The organism is Ilumatobacter fluminis, from assembly GCF_004364865.1.
GTDB classification, from domain to species: domain Bacteria; phylum Actinomycetota; class Acidimicrobiia; order Acidimicrobiales; family Ilumatobacteraceae; genus Ilumatobacter; species Ilumatobacter fluminis.
In genome coordinates this window covers 3,967,071-3,983,455 of the sequence record NZ_SOAU01000001.1, presented here as the reverse complement: position 1 = coordinate 3,983,455, position 16,385 = coordinate 3,967,071, and the positions used below count along the sequence as shown (strand labels likewise).

The following is a 16,385-nucleotide window of genomic DNA, read 5'->3' as shown; positions in this document are numbered from 1 at the left end:
GGCCCACCTCGATCACCATGGCGCTGACCATCATCCTCATCCTCATCGCGGCGCTGATCGCGTGGATCGTCTATGTCGCCGGGTGGCGTTTCGCCCTCCAGCGGCTCGGCGGTGCACTGCTGATCGTCGTCCTGGTGACGTTCCTCACCAGCTTCCTGTTGCGTCAGACCGGCGCCGACGAGGAACAGAAACAAGTGCTCGTCGAACTCGGGCTGCCCGCCGAGTCGGCACCGTGCGTCTCGGCGCTCGGCACCGGCGCCGACGTCGACAGCGTCAACCAGTGCGTCGAAGAGCGCGGGCTCGACCAGAACGTGTTCGGGCAGTACTGGACGTGGGCGTCCGACGTGCTGTCCGGCGACCTCGGCTACGCGTTCTACAAGAACCGTGAGCCGCTCACGACCACGATCGAACAGCGGCTGCCGCGCACCATCTTCCTCTTCGTGTACAGCCAGTTGATCGCCCTCGCCCTGGCGGTGCCGCTCGGCATCTGGGCGGCGTACCACGCCGGCAAGAAGTCGAGGAACATCCCGTTCTGGGCGCTCCCTGCGGGCCTGCTGGTGATGATCGGCATCGCCGTCGGATTGGGGTGGTCGCTCGCGGCGACCCTCTTGATCGCGGTCCTCATCCCGGTGTTGATCTACAGCTTCCTCCGGGGCGGGCCGACCGGCGACAACAGTGTGAATGCGATGGCGTTCGTCCTGCTGTCGCTCCCGGTCTTCGTCCTCGGCGAGAGCCTCCGCTACTTCCTCGCCATCGAGAACGACTGGTACCAGCTCACCGGCTACGCCCCGTGGAGCGAGGGTGCGAGTGCCCACCTCCAATCGGTGTGGCTGCCTGCACTGGTGCTCGGCTTGGCGGCGACGCCGGTCTACCTCCGGTTGCTCCGCGCCGACATGATCCAGAACCTCCAGCAGGACTACGTCGCCGTCGCCAAGGCGAAGGGCATGTCGAACACCCACATCCTGCTCCGCCACGTGCTGCGACCGTCGACGCTGACGTTGATCACGGTCGCCGGCCTGAACATCGCCCAGTTGGTGAACGGCGCGATCGTCGTCGAGTTCATCTTCGACTTCGACGGCATGGGCGGCTATCTGATCGAAGCGGTGTACCGGCGTGAATTCTTCGCCGTCCAGACCCTCGTGGCGCTGGTCGCCGTCGTCTTCGTCATCGCCAACACCCTGGTCGACATGCTGTACACCGTGGTCGATCCCCGAGTCCGTGCGGGGGACGAACGATGAGCAACGTTTCCGCCGAGATGGCGGTCAAGAGCGCCCGGGCGCACGACGTCACCGACGAGGCGAAGAAGCAACGCAACTGGTTGTTCATCGCAGCGACGGCGTGGCTGATCCTCGTCGCGGCCGTGGTGATCCTCGGCGAGTGGCTGCCGTTCGTCACCGACCCGAACGAGAAGAACGCGAGCGCGATCCGGCAAGGTCCGAGCTGGGACCACTGGTTCGGCACGGCGTCGTTCGGCCAGGACGTGTTCTCGCGTGTGGTCGTCGGCGGTCGCATCTCCCTGTTCGTCGGCGCGATGGTGACCTTGATCGGCATCGTCATCGGCGGCCTGCTCGGCCTGCTCGCCGGGTACCTGCGGGGATGGACCGACTCGACCGTCCGGCTGATCATCAGCGTGACCCTGTCGATCCCCGCCCTGCTGCTCGTCATCTTCCTGGTGACGATCAACGACCAGTCGTTGTGGTCGGTCATCATCGCCGTGAGCTTGCTCGCCATCCCGTCACTCGCCCGCATCGTGCGGGCCAGCACACTCCAGGTCGCCGAACGCGACTTCGTGAAGGCGGCGCAGGTGCTCGGCGTGAAGAAGGGGTCGATCCTGTGGCGTGAGGTGCTCCCGAACGTGATGCCGACCTTGATCTCGTTCGCGTTCCTCACCTTCGGCATCATCCTCGTCGTCGAGAGCTCTCTGTCGTTCCTGCAGCTGAGCGTGAAGCCACCGGCGATCACGTGGGGCTCGATCATCGCCGAGGGACGCATCAAGTTCGACGAGACGCCGCACATGGTGTTCCTCCCCGGGCTCGTGCTGTTCCTGACGGTGCTCAGCCTCAACGTGGTCGGCGACCAGTTGCTGAAGCGATTCGACATCAAGGAGTCCGGACTGTGAGCGACGAGACGACCCCGATGCTCGAGGTCGACGACCTCCACGTCACCTTCTCCACGCCCGCCGGACCACTCACCGCCGTCGACGGGGTGTCGCTCACGCTCGACGAGCGCGAGTCGATCGCGATCGTCGGCGAGTCGGGTTCGGGCAAGTCGGTGTTCGCCCGCACGCTGATGAACCTGTTGGCGGGCAACGGCAAGCGGACGGGCACGATCAGCATCGGCGGCCGAGACATCGACCAGCTCGGCAAGACCGAGCGCAAGCACTTCTTCGGGGTGCAGGCAGCGATGGTCTTCCAGGATCCGATGACGTCGCTCAACCCGGTCAAGCGGATCGGGGTCCAGCTCACCGAGGGCATGCGCTACCACCTCGGCATGAGCAGCTCCGACGCCGATGCACGCGCGGAGGCGCTCCTGCGCCTGGTGCACATCCCGTCGCCCGCCAAGCGATTGAAGCAGTACCCGCACGAGCTGTCGGGCGGCATGCGTCAGCGTGTGGTGATCGCGATGGCCCTGGCGTGCGAGCCCCGTCTCTTGATCGCGGACGAGCCGACCACGGCGCTCGACGTGACCGTGCAGAAGGCGATCCTCGACCTGCTCGACGAGCTGCGCGACGAACGCAAGATGTCGCTGATCCTGATCACCCACGATCTCGGCGTCGCCGAGGGGCGTGCCGACCGGATCGGCGTGATGTACGCCGGCCGTCTGATGGAACTCGCGAAGGCGAACGATCTGTTCGCCAACATGCGGCATCCGTACACCGAGGCTCTGTTCGACTCGATCCCGACGACCGACATGCCGAGTCACACCCGGTTGCAGCCGATCCCGGGTCGCCCGCCCGATCTGCTCGATCCTCCGGTCGGATGTGCATTCGCGGCCCGCTGCAAGTACGCACAGCCCGACTGTCTGGAGGCCAAGCCGCCGCTCGAAGAGCAGCTGCCCGGTCACTACGTCGCCTGCTATCACCCGGTCGGCACCGACGCCGGACGCGCGGCGCTGGCCGCCAACGAGGCAGCCGGCGTCACGGCCGCCGGGTTGTCGCTCGACCCGAACGAAGAGGAGTTCGTCTGATGGCCGGCACCGGTACGACGCACCTGCGCGACGGCGATCCGAACGTCCTCGTCCGCGTCGAGGACATGGTCGTCGAGTTCCCGATCGGTGGTGGCACCGTCCACGCCGTGTCGGGCGTCAGCTTCGACATCGTCGAGGGAGAGACGCTCGGCATCGTCGGTGAGTCGGGCTGCGGCAAGTCGACGACGGCGCGAGCAGTCATCCAGATGCCACGCCCGACGAGCGGCTCGGTTCGCTTCCGCGGCACCGATCTCACCGAACTCGGCAACGAGGATCTCCGCAAGGTCCGACCCGACCTGCAGATGATCTTCCAGGATCCGATCAGCTCGCTCAACCCGCGCCGAACGGTCCACGAGATCATCGCGGAGGGCCTCCGGGTGTGGGGCGACCGCGGCCGCTGGTCGGCCGACAAGATCGACGAGTTGATGGAAGCGGTGGGGATCGACCCTCGCTACGGCGAGCGCAAGCCGCACCAGTTCTCGGGCGGTCAGTGTCAGCGCATCTCGATCGCACGGGCACTCGTGCTCGACCCGAAGGTGATCATCTGTGACGAGCCCGTGTCGGCGCTCGACGTGTCGGTCCAAGCCCAGATCCTCAACCTGCTGCAGGACATGAAGGCGCGCTACGGCGTGAGTCTGGTGTTCATCAGTCACGACCTGTCGGTGATCAAGAACATCTCCGACCGGGTCATGGTGATGTACATGGGCAAGGTCTGCGAGGTCGCCGGTGCCGACGACCTGTTCGCCCGGCCGACGCATCACTACACGCGTGCGCTGATGTCGGCGATCCCCGGCAGTCGCAGTGTCGTCGACGAGGAGATGGTCGAGGGAGAACTCCCGTCGGCGATCGACCCGCCGCCGGGTTGCCGGTTCAACACCCGGTGCCCGGCCGCCACCGACGTGTGCCGCACCGACGAGCCCCAGATTCAAGCGTTGGGTGGCGACCACTACGTGGCCTGCCATCACCCCGTCATCGAAACCGACGTCACCGTCACGACCTGACGTTCCGACGGGTCGGGTGTCGTACGGAACGCCGAGGGCAGCACCTCCAACGGGTCGGGTGTCGTACGGAACGCCGAGGCGCAGCCGAGGCGTTTCGGGAGATCACCCGACCCGGACGCGCGCCGTGGTCACCGGGTCGGGTGATCTCCGGAAACGTCGACTCCGTCGCCGTTCCCTGCGACATCCGACCCGGCATCGACTCCGTCGCCGTTCCCTGCGACACCCGACCCGAGCACTCGGCGGCGGCTCTCGTAGTCTTCGCGGTTGACGTAGCCGCCGCAGAGGTGTCGGTGTCCGGTGAACGCCGTGCGGCCGTGGAGCATCCGCCAGTTGTCGAACAGCATCGCCTCGCCGGGCGGATTGTGACGCTCCCACCGGAGCCGGTCGTCGTTCGCCAGCGCCTCGAACGCTCGCAGCGCGGCGTAGAAGCGGTCCATCTCGTCGGGCGGCAGCAGGAACGGTGCTCGGTCGGCGTTGTTGAACGACACCTGCACGAGGCGACCGCCGCGGTCGTGGCGGAAGACGGGCCGCTGGGCGACGAGGTGTGCCCCGTCGCCGATGTACTGGCCCGGTACCTCGACCGTCGACAGCGTCTCGTAGTGCTCGGGGGCATTGCGGCGGAGTTCGTCGGCGATCCGGAACCCGTCGACCATCGTGCTCGCACCGCCGTCGCCGTCGTGGTGGAGGCACTGGAGGATCTGGAGGCCCGGGGCGTCGTGGCTGTACGTGCCGTCGGTGTGGGGCAGCAGTTCGATGTTCGTGTACGCCGTGTCGGCCTTCGACAGGTCGGGTCGGAACTCCCAGAACCCGCCGAAGATCGTCTCGCGGATGTAACCGATGCGCTCCATCAGCGAGCGGGTCGCGTCGACGGTGGCCGGCGTGCCGGTCACCATGCAGAACCCGTACCGGGCCACGAGGTCGAGCCAGCGGCGGACACCGTCGTCGTCGGCCATGACGACGTCGTGCGGGACCGAGGGCCACTGCTCGGCGATCGTCGCGACGTCCCACAGCACCGGCTCGTCGGGCAGCGGCACCGCCGCGGCGTGATCGCGGACGAACGACAGTGGGAGCACCGACGGTGCATCGTCGTTCGCCCACGTGACGACGAGACGATCGTCGTCGATCGATAAGTCGACCGGCCGCAGGTCGGGGTCGAGCCCGCCCGTGAAGACCTGCCGTTGTTGGGTCACCGGATGGAAGGTGTCGGGGTCGTGTGAGTGCTCGCGCACCCAGATCCAGGGAGCGATCAGGACGGCACCGTCGTCCCACTCGATCGTCAGCCGGTCGCCGCCGTCGATCTGCCCGATGTCGAACTGTCGGATCACGTCCCGAGTCAATCACGGTGCGTCCCGCTCGGTCGCATCTCCTCCCGTGGCGTACCGTCGCATCCGAGGAGGGGTGATGTCCGACGACACCGATCAGGCCGACGACGTCGAGCGCGTCGAGTACGACGAGTTCGCCTATTTCCACGAGAACGCCGCCGAGTGGGGCCTGCCGTACGGCGGGCCACCGGCCGTCGAGCGCGTCGAGACGACGACGTCCGACGGGCGGACGATCAGCACGCTGCGATGGGGTGATGACGCAGCTCGCATCGTGCTCGTCCACGGTGGTGCCCAGAACGCACACACGTGGGACACCGTCGCCATGGCGCTCGGGGAACCGCTCGTCGCGCCCGACCTGCCCGGCCACGGTCACTCCGACAGTCCGGCTCCGGGTGCCGGCACGGCACCGGCCGCCAACGCGGCCGATCTGGTTCCGGTCCTCGAGGCCTGTGCACCCGACGCCGACGTCATCGTCGGGATGTCGCTCGGCGGGCTGACCTCGATCGCGCTCGCGTCGATGCGCCCCGATCTCGTGCGTCGACTGGTGCTCGTCGACATCACGCCGGGGGTGACGAGCGAGAAGGCGAAGGCGATCCACGACTTCGTGCGCGGCCCGGCGACGTTCCCGAGCTTCGACGAGCTGCTCCAGCGCACGATGGAGTTCAACCCCACGCGCAGCGAGTCGTCGCTGCGGCGCGGCATCCTCCACAACGCACAGCAACTCGACGACGGCAGCTGGGTCTGGCGCCACCGGCGGGACGACTCGGCGGTCATGGCCGACGCCGCCGACGACATCGACGGTGAACAGCGGCGGCGCGCCGTCGAGCAGCTGTGGGAGGTGTTGGCGGCGTACGAGGGGCCGGTCACCTTGGTGCGCGGCATGCGCGAGCAATCGGTCGTCACCGACGACGACGTCGACCGACTCCGGACGCATCGGCCCGACGCCACAGTGGTCGAGGTCGACGCCGGGCACAGTGTGCAGGGGGACCAGCCGCTCGAACTCGCCGAGATCATCCGACGCGCACTGGAGACCGACGCATGACTGCCGACTACGCCACGCTCCATCCGAGCTTCACGTACGACGAGCCGAAACCCGGGGTGCTGCGCATCACCTTCGACGCCCCCGGACTCAACTCGGTCGGCCCCGAGGCCCACCGCGACATCGCCGACGTGTGGCAGACCGTCGACCGCGATCCCGACGTGCAGGTCGCGATCCTCCAGGGCGCCGGCAAGGGCTTCTCGTCGGGCGGGTCGTTCGACCTCATCGACGGCATGATCGACGACTACGCACGTCGCACCGAGGTGATGCGCGAGGCGCGCGACCTCGTGTGGAACGTGATCAACTGTTCGAAGCCGATCGTGTCGGCGATGCACGGCCCCGCCGTCGGCGCCGGCCTCGTCGCCGGGCTGCTCGCCGACATCTCGATCGTCGGACGCAACGCCAAGATCATCGACGGTCACACCCGGCTCGGCGTCGCTGCCGGCGACCATGCCGCGATCTGCTGGCCGCTCCTCGCCGGTATGGCGAAGTCGAAGTACTACCTGCTCACCTGTGAGACCCTGACCGGCGAGGAAGCAGAGCGGATCGGCCTGGTGTCGCTCGTGGTCGACGACGACCAGGTGCACGACAAGGCACTCGAGGTCGCCGATCAACTGCTTGCGGTCTCACCGTCGGCGGTCCGGTGGACGAAGCACACCCTCAACCACTGGTATCGCCAGGCCGGCCCGGCGTTCGATGCCTCGCTGGCGCTCGAGTTCTACGGCTTCGGTGGTCCCGATGTGCGAGAAGGCGTCGCCTCCCACCGCGAGAAGCGCCCGCCCGACTTCAGAAGGGGTCAGGCACCTTCTGGCAACGACGCCGCGGTCACCTCGACCGATGCGCCAGAAGGTGCCTGACCCCTTCTGGTCAGACGGGCTGGGGGTCGTCGACGAGGACGGTCGTGGGGAGGGAGCGGAGGCCGCCCTCGCGGAGCTCGAGCACGGCGTCGACCGGGTTCGGGTCTTGGAAGAAGCGCTCGTCGACGAAGTCGGGCTCGTCGGCGGTGGGGTCGTTCTGCCACCACGACGCCTCGAGCGCGATGCCGTTCGGGTCGGTGAAGTAGATCGAGCGCATCAGCCCGTGATCGACGACGTCGGTGACCTCGCTGCCGGCGTCGTGCAGTCGCTCACGGAGTGCGAGCAAAGCCGCCTCGTCGGGCAGGTCCATCGAGAGGTGATCGAACTGTCCGGCCCGGGGATCGAAGACGCCGGCGGGCTTGGCGACCATCTCGGAGCGCCGCCCGATGTACTCGAAGAAGGCCACCGAACTCGTCGGGCCGAACGAGAAGAAGTAGTGGCGGAAGGTGTCGGTGGCGACGGTGGCGACGAGCGGGGCGCCGAGCACCCCGTGCCAGAAGCGCACCGTCGCGTCCATGTCGTTGGTGATGAGGGCCAGGTGGTTCAGGCCCTGCCACTGGACGTCGGCGGTCGGATTCATGTCTGCCTCATTTCCTTGCTGACTCAACGATACCCGAGTCGTGCATGGTGAAACGCCCCCGTCGACCGATGTGTTCCCGCTCGCTTAGGGTTCGTCCATGGACCTGACGACGATGACCTACGAGGTGCGCGACCGGGTCGCACACGTCCGCTTCACCCGGCCCGAAGGCGCCAACGCCGTGAACCCGGCGTTCTCCGCCGACCTGCGGGCCGTGATGGTCGCGATCGAGTTCGACGACGACGTGAAGGCGGTGTCGGTCACCGCCGAGGGCAAGGTGTTCTGCGCCGGTGGCGATCTCAAGCTGTTCGCCGAGGCCGGGGCCGATGTGCCCTCGCTCGCGAGCGACATGCTCGTCGACTACCACGGTGCGATCTACAAGATGAACTCGATCCCGAAGCCGTTCGTGGCCGGTGTGCGCGGCGCCGCCGGCGGCGCCGGCCTGTCGCTGATGGCGGCGTTCGACCTGGTCGTGTCGAGCGAGTCGGCCAAGTACACGATGGCGTATACGCGTGCGGGCGTGACCCCCGACGGCACCTCGTCCTATTTCGTCGCCCGTCACATCGGTCTCCGCCGGATGCTCGATCTGACGCTGACGAACCGGGTGCTCGACGCCGCCACCGCCGAACAGTGGGGGCTGGTCAATCGCGTGGTCGGCGACGACGAGGTCGACGCCGCCACGGCCGATCTCGCCCAGCAACTCGCCGATGGTCCTGCCTGGGCGCTCGGGCACGCCAAGCGGGTCGTCTACCACGGCTACGAGACGTCGCTGCCCGCCGCCGGCGAGTTCGAAGGGGTCGTGATCGCAGAGTCGATGGGCCGACGCGACGGTCAGGAGGGCATCGCGGCGTTCGCCGAGAAGCGAGCCCCGAACTTCACGGGCGACTGACCTCAGCGAGCGCTTCGGCCGGTGCCGGCCGCCCGAACAGGTAGCCCTGCGCGAGCGGACAGTCGAGACTCTGCAAGAACGCGGCCTGGTCGTCGGTCTCGACGCCTTCGGCGATCGGCTGGAGCTTCAACGCGTGGGCCAACCCGACGACCGCCTCGACGATCGAGCGGTCGTCGTCGTTCGTCGGGACGCCGCTGACGAACGATCGGTCGACCTTCACGAACGTGACCGGCAACCGCTTGAGGTACGTCAACGACGCGAAGCCCGTCCCGAAGTCGTCGACACCCACGCCGACGCCGTGGCCGCGGAGCTCGTCGAGCTGGCGCAGCGACGACCCGACGGCGTCGATCAGAACGTTCTCGGTCAGTTCGACGGCGAGTCGTCCGGGGTCGACGCCGTGACGCTGCAGGGCGTCGAGCGTCGCCTCGACGAAGTCGGATGTCGCCAGTTGTCGGGCCGACACGTTCATCGTGATGTACCGCAGGTGCGGGAAGCGGGCCAGCGTGGCGCACACGTCGTCGGCCACGAACCGACCGAGCTGCACGATCAGGTTCGACTCTTCGGCGATGTCGATGAAGCGGTTCGGCGGGACCTGGCCCAGCTCGGGGTGCTCCCAGCGCAGGAGCGCCTCGGCGGCCGAGACCTCACCGGTTCGCATGTCGACGATCGGTTGGTAGACGACGCTCAGTTCGTCACGGTCGATCGCATGGCGGAGCTCGGCGGCGATCCGGATCCGTTCGAGCGCCTCGGTGCGGAGCGCCTCGTCGAACACCGCCGTGCGGGAGCGGCCGAGCGCCTTGGCGCGATACATCGCGACGTCGGCATTGCCGAGCGTCTCGCGGATCGGCGTGCCGGTTCCGGTCACGAGGTGCGAGCCGATGCTGGCCGACACGAACTGGGGAGCTTCGTCGTCCCCGATCGGGTCGCGCAGCGTCTCGTGCAAGCGGTCGGCGATCTCGAGCAGCTCCGACTGGGCCTCGATCCGATCGGTCGACAGGTCTTCGCAGAGCACCACGAACTCGTCGCCGCCGAGCCGAGCCGCCGTGTCGGTCGGTCGCACGACCGACGAGAAGCGAGTAGCGACCTCGCGCAGCAGCGAATCGCCGGCGCCGTGACCGAGGGTGTCGTTCACGTCCTTGAAGTTGTCGAGGTCGACGTAGAGCACACCGACGTGGCGCCCGTTGCGCCCGCTGCGCTCCTGGGCGTGCTCGATCCGGCTCGTGAGCAGCACCCGATTCGGCAGACCGGTCAGCGAGTCGTGGAGTGCGTTGTGGGCGAGCTCCTCCTGGGCGAGGTGCTGCTCCGTGATGTCCTCGACCTGGAGGATCAGCATCCGACGATCGGACCCCGACGAACGGTCGGCCGGCGCCGCGACGACTCGCGCCCACCGGTCACCTTTCGGTCCGGTGAGATGGCTCTCCCACGTGACGGGGCCGTCGGCGAGCGACCCGGCGAGGTGGGTCCGCAGCCCGAGCCCGCCGTGTTGCCAGAACGAATGCGACCAGTGCTCGGAACCGTCGACGCCCAACTGGTGCGCGAGGTAGCCGAGCTGGCCGTTGATCTCGACGATGCGGCCGTCGTCGGCCCCGTCGAACTCGATGATCGCCATGCCGATCGGCGATCGGTCGAACGCCGCCCGGAACTGCGCCTCGGACCGGCCCAGTTCGAGTTCGGCGCGCTTGCGGGCGTCGATGTCCTGGATCTGGGAGATGAAGTGCAGCGGCTCACCGTGGACGTCGCGCACCAGTGAGACCGACAGGAGTCCCCACACGACGCTCCCGTCGGGGCGCAGGTAGCGCTTCTCCATGTGGTAGGTCGTTCGCTCGCCGGCGAGCATTTCCTGGACGTAGTGGAGGTCGGCTTCGAGGTCGTCGGCGTGCGTGATTGCCTGGAACCCGATCTCGGCCAACTCGGCGCGTTCGCGTCCGAGGAGTCGACACAACGACGGGTTTGCGTCGATGAAGGCGCCGTCGGGGGCGACCAGGGCCATCCCGATCGCAGCCTCGTTGTAGGCGAGTTCGAAGCGCTGGGTCGCCAGGGTGAGTTCGTCGTCGGCCTGCCGGCGCCGGATCGCATCACCCAGGCGGGCGACGATCTCGGCCGCCATGTCGATCGAGGTCGGCAGCACGGTGTGATCGGGGCCACCGACCTCGACGATGGCGATCACCTCCCCGAGCGCGGTCATCGGCAGGAGCATCGACGTGAGGCCGTCTCGGATCGGCCCGTCGAGCTCGGCCGGCCAGTAGGGCACGCCGTCGGCCCAGGCGCGGTCGACCTCGGCCGGGGTCGCGTGGACGGGCGCTGCGGTGGACGTGGTCAGAACGACCGTCCGGCGACGCAGCGGTGTCCCGTCGTGTCGTTCCCAGGCCGCCGCCCAGCCGAAGCCGGCCATGCGGGCGAGTGATTCGAGGCCGCGCTCCCACGCCTCGTCGAGGTCGTCGGCGGCGTCCATGATGCGGCGCAGGTCGAGCAGTGGTCCGAGGATCTCGTCGGAGAGGTACTGCGTCGACACGTCGCGGAGGTCGACCGCGGTGTGGTGACCGGGTGCGCCGTCGTCGGACGGCCAGGGGCGGAACGTGCACTCGGCCCACAGCCAGCGCCCACCGAGTGAGCGAAGCCTGATGTGGACCCTCTGGTTCCGACCGGTGGCGCGCACATCGTCGCGCACGGTTCGGGCGAGGAGGCGGTCGTCGGGATGGACCATCTGGGGCGCGCTGGCGCCGATCAGGTCGTCGACGGGCCAGCCGTAGACGGTGTTGCCGGGAGCGCTCGTCGCGATGTCGACGATGCGGCCGTCCGCGTCCTGCACGATGCGTGCGTCGGACGTGTCGGTGAGAACGGGCGGCATAACGATATTGGTCGGGTGGTTGACCGATCACCGAGCGTAGTGGCTGGGGAGTGCGCACGTCATGACCCCGGTGATCGACGTCGACATGACGCCGTGATGAGGTGACCCCGTGATCGCGCTCAGCCGGCGGGCCGTTGGCGGTAGAACTCGGCCAGACGGTCGTACACCCGGGGGAGTCGATCGTGCAGGTCGTCCGGGCGGGTGAAGAACACCTCGCTCGTCACGGCGAAGTACTCCGCCGGGCTCGACGCGCCGTACATGCGTACCAGCCCGTCGGACCCGCGCCGTCGGAGTCGGCGGAAGTTCGTCCCGATCGTCTGCGTCCACTGGTCGCGGGCGGTGCGGGAGGGGAGCGGTGGCATGCCGTCGGCCGCCCCGGTGAGCTGGTCGAGCTTGTGTGCGAACTCGTGCACCACCACGTTTGTGCCGCGGCCGCGCCCGCTCGTCTGCTGGCGAACCGTTCGCCAGTCGAGCACGACCGGTCCGCGCCCGTGACCGGACTGCCCGGCGAGCCGCCTCGGTGAACGATCGACCGAGCCACGAACCGGACCCGGCCGCTCGCGGTCGAGGTAGGTGCCGTCGCGGAAGACCACCGCCGTGACGAGATGGAACGGCGCTTCGCGTGGCTCGTAGCCGGCCACCAGCAAGGCGGCGTACGCCGTCGTCGTCGCGATCATCTCGTCGGTGAGATCGAATCCTCGGGCCGCCTCCCAACGGACGCGACGCCGCAGGTCGGCACGGTGCCACTCGTATCGTTCGAGGTCGGCGTCGGTGAGCCACGGGGCATCGATCGTCGCGAGCACGTGCACAGTCTGCCCGTCGCCGGTAGAAATCGTGTCGCGGTGTCGCCCGCCACGCGCGACCCTTGCACTTGTCATGCCCCGCCGATCCCGCCCCGAGACCCGCGAGGCGCGCGCCGCGCGTCTCGCCGAGATCGTGGGTGCGCGCCCGATCGCCGTTCCCGAGTCGCTCCCGATCGCGGATCGTCGCGAGGAGCTGGTCGATGCGATCCGCAGCAACCAGGTGGTCGTCGTCGCGGGCGAGACCGGTTCGGGCAAGAGCACCCAGCTGCCGAAGCTGTGCCTCGAGGCCGGCCGGGGCGTCGACGGCATGATCGGCCACACCCAACCCCGACGTGTCGCCGCCCGCACCGTCGCCGAACGCGTCGCCGACGAACTCGGCACCGCCGTCGGCGACGGGGTCGGCTACTCGGTCCGGTTCAACGACCGGGTGACCGACTCGACGCTGATCCGGGTCATGACCGACGGCATCCTGCTGAACGAACTCCAGCGCGACCGCGATCTGCGCCGGTACGACACGATCATCATCGACGAGGCGCACGAGCGCAGCCTCAACATCGACTTCCTGCTCGGCTACCTCAAGCAGCTCCTGCCTCGTCGACCCGACCTACACGTGATCATCACGTCGGCGACCATCGACACCGAACGGTTCGCCGAGCACTTCGCCGATCCCGATGGCGAACCGGCACCGGTGTTCGTCGTCGAAGGACGCACGTATCCGGTCGAGGTCCGCTACCGGCCGTACGGTGCCGACAACGACGATGATCCGGGCGACCGGCGCGACCAGGTGCGTGCCGTCATCGATGCGATCGACGAACTCGAGCGAGAAGGGCCCGGCGACGTGCTCGTGTTCCTGAGCGGTGAGCGCGAGATCCACGACATCGCCGATGCGCTCCGCGACGAACGCCGGCAGGGCCTCGAGGTCCTGCCGCTGTATGCCCGCCTGTCGGCGCACGAACAGCATCGGATCTTCGAGCCGCATCGCGGCCGACGCGTCGTCCTGGCGACGAACGTCGCCGAGACGTCGATCACGGTGCCGGGCGTGCGCTACGTCGTCGACGCCGGCATCGCACGCATCTCCCGGTACAGCCGCCGTCTCAAGGTGCAACGTCTGCCGATCGAGCCGGTGTCCCAGGCGTCCGCGAACCAGCGCGCCGGGCGCTGCGGCCGCGTTGCGCCGGGTGTCTGCATCCGCCTCTACACCGAGGACGACTACGAGCAGCGACCCGAGTTCACCGAACCGGAGATCCTGCGGACCAACCTCGCCTCGGTCATCCTGCAGATGACGGCGATCGGCCTCGGTGACGTCTCACGGTTCCCCTTCGTCGAACCGCCCGACGCCGCCGCCGTTCGCGACGGCGACCTGTTGCTCGACGAACTCGGTGCGGTCCGCCACGACGGCGACCGTCGGTCGCTCACGAAGATCGGGCGCAAGCTGGCCCGACTCCCGATCGACCCGCGCCTCGGTCGGATGGTCATCGAGGCCGAACGCTACGGCTGCGTGCGCGAGGTCCTCGTCATCGCCTCGGCACTCTCGATCCAAGACGTCCGCGAGCGTCCGCGCGAGCAGCCCGAGCGGGCGAACGAACTCCACGCCCGCTTCCGGGTCGACGGCTCCGACCTGCTCGGCATCGTCGAACTCTGGGACTACCTGCGTGAGCGACAACGAGAACTGTCGGGAAACCGGTTCCGCCGGATGTGCCACGACGAGTTCCTCCACTACCTCCGAGTGAGGGAGTGGCGCGACCTGTACAGCCAGCTCCGACAGGTCGCCGGACAGCTCGACATCCGACCGTCGGTCGATGCAGCGCACCCCGATCACGTGCACCGGGCGCTGCTCGCCGGCCTGCTGACCCACATCGGCACCCGCGACGGCGACGGTCGCGAGTTCCGCGGCATCCGTGACTCGCGCTTCGTGATCGCCCCTGGCTCGGTGCTGTCGAAGCGGCCACCGCGATGGGTGATGGCGGCGGAGCTGGTCGAGACCGACCGGATCCGAGCGCGGCGCGTCGCGACGATCCAGCCGGAGTGGGCGGAATCGATCGCTGGCGACCTGGTGAAGCGCTCGTACGGCGAACCATGGTGGGACGAGCAGCAGGGCCGCGCCCTGATCGGCGAGACGGTGACCCTGTACGGGCTCCCGATCGTGTCGAACCGGACCATCGGCCTCGACCGTGTCGATGCCCGACTGGCCCGTGAGCTCTTCATCCGCCGAGCGCTCGTCGCCGGCGACTGGGAGGCGACGCACGACTTCATCGCCGAGAACGAGCGATTCCGTCACCGGGTCTCGCTGCTCGAGGCACGCGTGCGCCGCACCGACCTGCTCGACGACGAGGCGATCGTCGAGTTCTTCGACGCCCGGATCCCCGAGCGGGCGACGTCGTCGCGTGCGTTCGACCGATGGTGGCGCGACGCCCGTCAGGACGATTCGACGCTGCTGCATCTCGACGGGTCGGTGCTGGCGAATCGATCCGGCATCCGGCTGAGCGACTACCCCGACCGATGGACCGCCGGCGTGGCGAGCTATCCGATCACGTACCGCTTCGAACCCGGCAGCGCCCTCGACGGCGCCTCGGTCACGGTGCCGCTCAGCGAGATCAACCAGCTCGACGACTCGGGCTTCGACTGGCTGATCCCGGGCTATCGCGCCGAACTCGTCGATCTGCTGGTCCGCTCGCTGCCGAAGGACGTCCGCCGTGAGCTGATCCCCATGACCGAGACGGCTGCCGCAGCGGCGGAGCGCCTGGACACGACGCTGCCGACACTCCTCGAGGCGCTGGCGAAGGCGCTCACCGAGGTGTCGGGCGTGCCGGTCCGGCCGGGCGACTTCTCCGACGAGCGGTTGCCGACACATCTCCGCCTGCACATCGTCGTCGTCGACGACGATGGCCGGGTCGTCGACGCGGGCGACGATCTCGCCGCGATCCGGCGTCGTCAGGCCGGTGAGGCGCGCACCGCGCTGGCGAGTGCGGTGCCCGTCGAGGAGCGCCGCGACATCGTGCGCTGGGACGACATCGGCCACATCGATCGGGTCGTCGAGACCACCTCGCCGAGCGGCAACGTGGTGCGGGCGTTCCCGACCCTGCTCGACCGTGGCGACCGGGTGACCTTGCGGGTCGTCGACAACGAGTCGCTGCAACGACGTGCGATGCGCGGCGGCGTGCGGCGGCTGTTGCTGATGGCGGCGGCGCCGACGGTCGGCAAGGTCGAGCGGACACTCGACCAGTCGGCGAAGCTCGCCGTCGCCGCGAGTCCGGTGCTGCTGGCCGATCTCACCGCCGAGTGCATCGACGCCGCCGTCGACGCCGTGCTCGCCCGCTACGAGTTGCCGTGGGACGAGGCGGCGTTCACCACGATCGAACGCGCCGTCCGCGACGACGCGCCCCAGTTGGCCGCCGACGCGCTCGCCGAGGCGGCCGACGTGATCGCCGCCGCCGAGCGGGTCCGGGCCCGGCTGTCGTCGCTCACCGCCGAAGCGCTCCAGCCGACCGTCGCCGACGCCGGTGCCCACCTCGACCGATTGGTCGCGGCGGGGTTCGTCGCCCGGAGCGGCCTCGACCGGCTGCCCGACGTGCACCGCTACGTCCGGGGCATCGAGTACCGCCTCGATCATCTCGCCGGCGACGTGCCGCGCGACCAGCGTCGCATGGCCGAGGTGCGCCCGATCGAGCGTGAGCTGGCCGACGCGATCGATCGGGCCGGACGTGTCGACGACGCCCTCCGCGACATCACCTGGCTGGTCGAAGAACTCCGCATCAGCGTCTTCGCCCAACCCGTCGGCGTCCGCGGCCCCGTCAGCCCCAAACGAATCCGCACCGCGCTCGGCCGCCGCTGAACAGAAGGGGTCAGGCACAGATGGGGTCAGG

The 16,385-nt window shown here is 68.6% G+C and carries 12 protein-coding genes; 8 read left to right on the top strand and 4 right to left on the bottom strand.

Annotated elements, in window-relative coordinates; all coding sequences use genetic code 11:
• The first annotated feature begins 17 nt into the window (after positions 1-17).
• The 4 genes from BDK89_RS18060 to BDK89_RS18045 are packed head-to-tail and all read left to right on the top strand — an operon-like array spanning position 18 to position 4,187.
• Positions 18-1,238, top strand: coding sequence for an ABC transporter permease (locus tag BDK89_RS18060; protein WP_133870279.1), 1,221 nt, complete (start codon positions 18-20; stop codon positions 1,236-1,238).
• The gene (locus BDK89_RS18055; RefSeq protein ID WP_133870278.1) at positions 1,235-2,119 is read left to right on the top strand and encodes an ABC transporter permease; all 885 of its coding nucleotides are present in this window, start codon (positions 1,235-1,237) and stop codon (positions 2,117-2,119) included. Before BDK89_RS18060 ends, BDK89_RS18055 begins: the two co-directional genes overlap by 4 nt.
• A 17-nt stretch (positions 2,120-2,136) precedes the next feature.
• Complete coding sequence (locus tag BDK89_RS18050; RefSeq protein WP_133871157.1) at positions 2,137-3,186, top strand: ABC transporter ATP-binding protein; 1,050 nt, start codon at positions 2,137-2,139, stop codon at positions 3,184-3,186.
• Positions 3,186-4,187, top strand: coding sequence for an ABC transporter ATP-binding protein (locus BDK89_RS18045; RefSeq protein ID WP_133870277.1), 1,002 nt, complete (start codon positions 3,186-3,188; stop codon positions 4,185-4,187). Before BDK89_RS18050 ends, BDK89_RS18045 begins: the two co-directional genes overlap by 1 nt.
• Positions 4,188-4,315: 128 nt before the next feature.
• Here BDK89_RS18045 and BDK89_RS18040 read toward each other — a convergent pair whose 3' ends face one another.
• Positions 4,316-5,512: a trimethyllysine dioxygenase gene (locus BDK89_RS18040; protein ID WP_166657673.1), complete on the bottom strand. Its 1,197-nt coding sequence runs from the start codon at positions 5,510-5,512 to the stop codon at positions 4,316-4,318.
• A gap of 76 nt (positions 5,513-5,588) precedes the next feature.
• Between BDK89_RS18040 and BDK89_RS18035 the strand changes: the two genes are divergently transcribed.
• A complete protein-coding gene (locus BDK89_RS18035) occupies positions 5,589-6,551 on the top strand; it encodes an alpha/beta fold hydrolase (RefSeq protein ID WP_133870275.1) in 963 nt (320 codons plus the stop codon).
• Positions 6,548-7,405 carry an enoyl-CoA hydratase/isomerase family protein gene (locus tag BDK89_RS18030; RefSeq protein ID WP_133870274.1) on the top strand — a complete coding sequence of 286 codons (858 nt, stop codon included), beginning with the start codon at positions 6,548-6,550 and terminating at the stop codon, positions 7,403-7,405. Before BDK89_RS18035 ends, BDK89_RS18030 begins: the two co-directional genes overlap by 4 nt.
• A 10-nt stretch (positions 7,406-7,415) precedes the next feature.
• Here BDK89_RS18030 and BDK89_RS18025 read toward each other — a convergent pair whose 3' ends face one another.
• Positions 7,416-7,985: a VOC family protein gene (locus BDK89_RS18025; RefSeq protein WP_133870273.1), complete on the bottom strand. Its 570-nt coding sequence runs from the start codon at positions 7,983-7,985 to the stop codon at positions 7,416-7,418.
• A 97-nt stretch (positions 7,986-8,082) separates the two neighbouring features.
• Here BDK89_RS18025 and BDK89_RS18020 point away from each other — a divergent pair, with 97 nt between their 5' ends.
• Positions 8,083-8,871: an enoyl-CoA hydratase/isomerase family protein gene (locus tag BDK89_RS18020; protein ID WP_133870272.1), complete on the top strand. Its 789-nt coding sequence runs from the start codon at positions 8,083-8,085 to the stop codon at positions 8,869-8,871.
• On the opposite strand, the gene BDK89_RS18015 is transcribed toward BDK89_RS18020, so the two are convergent.
• The gene (locus BDK89_RS18015) at positions 8,858-11,719 is read right to left on the bottom strand and encodes an EAL domain-containing protein (protein WP_133870271.1); all 2,862 of its coding nucleotides are present in this window, start codon (positions 11,717-11,719) and stop codon (positions 8,858-8,860) included. The two genes, BDK89_RS18020 and BDK89_RS18015, sit on opposite strands and share 14 nt — an antisense overlap.
• 119 nt (positions 11,720-11,838) lie before the next feature.
• Positions 11,839-12,522: a M90 family metallopeptidase gene (locus tag BDK89_RS18010; RefSeq protein WP_166657672.1), complete on the bottom strand. Its 684-nt coding sequence runs from the start codon at positions 12,520-12,522 to the stop codon at positions 11,839-11,841.
• A gap of 73 nt (positions 12,523-12,595) precedes the next feature.
• Between BDK89_RS18010 and hrpA the strand changes: the two genes are divergently transcribed.
• Positions 12,596-16,354, top strand: a complete 3,759-nt coding sequence (gene hrpA / locus BDK89_RS18005; protein WP_133870269.1) for an ATP-dependent RNA helicase HrpA — start codon at positions 12,596-12,598, stop codon at positions 16,352-16,354.
• Positions 16,355-16,385 lie beyond the last annotated feature (31 nt).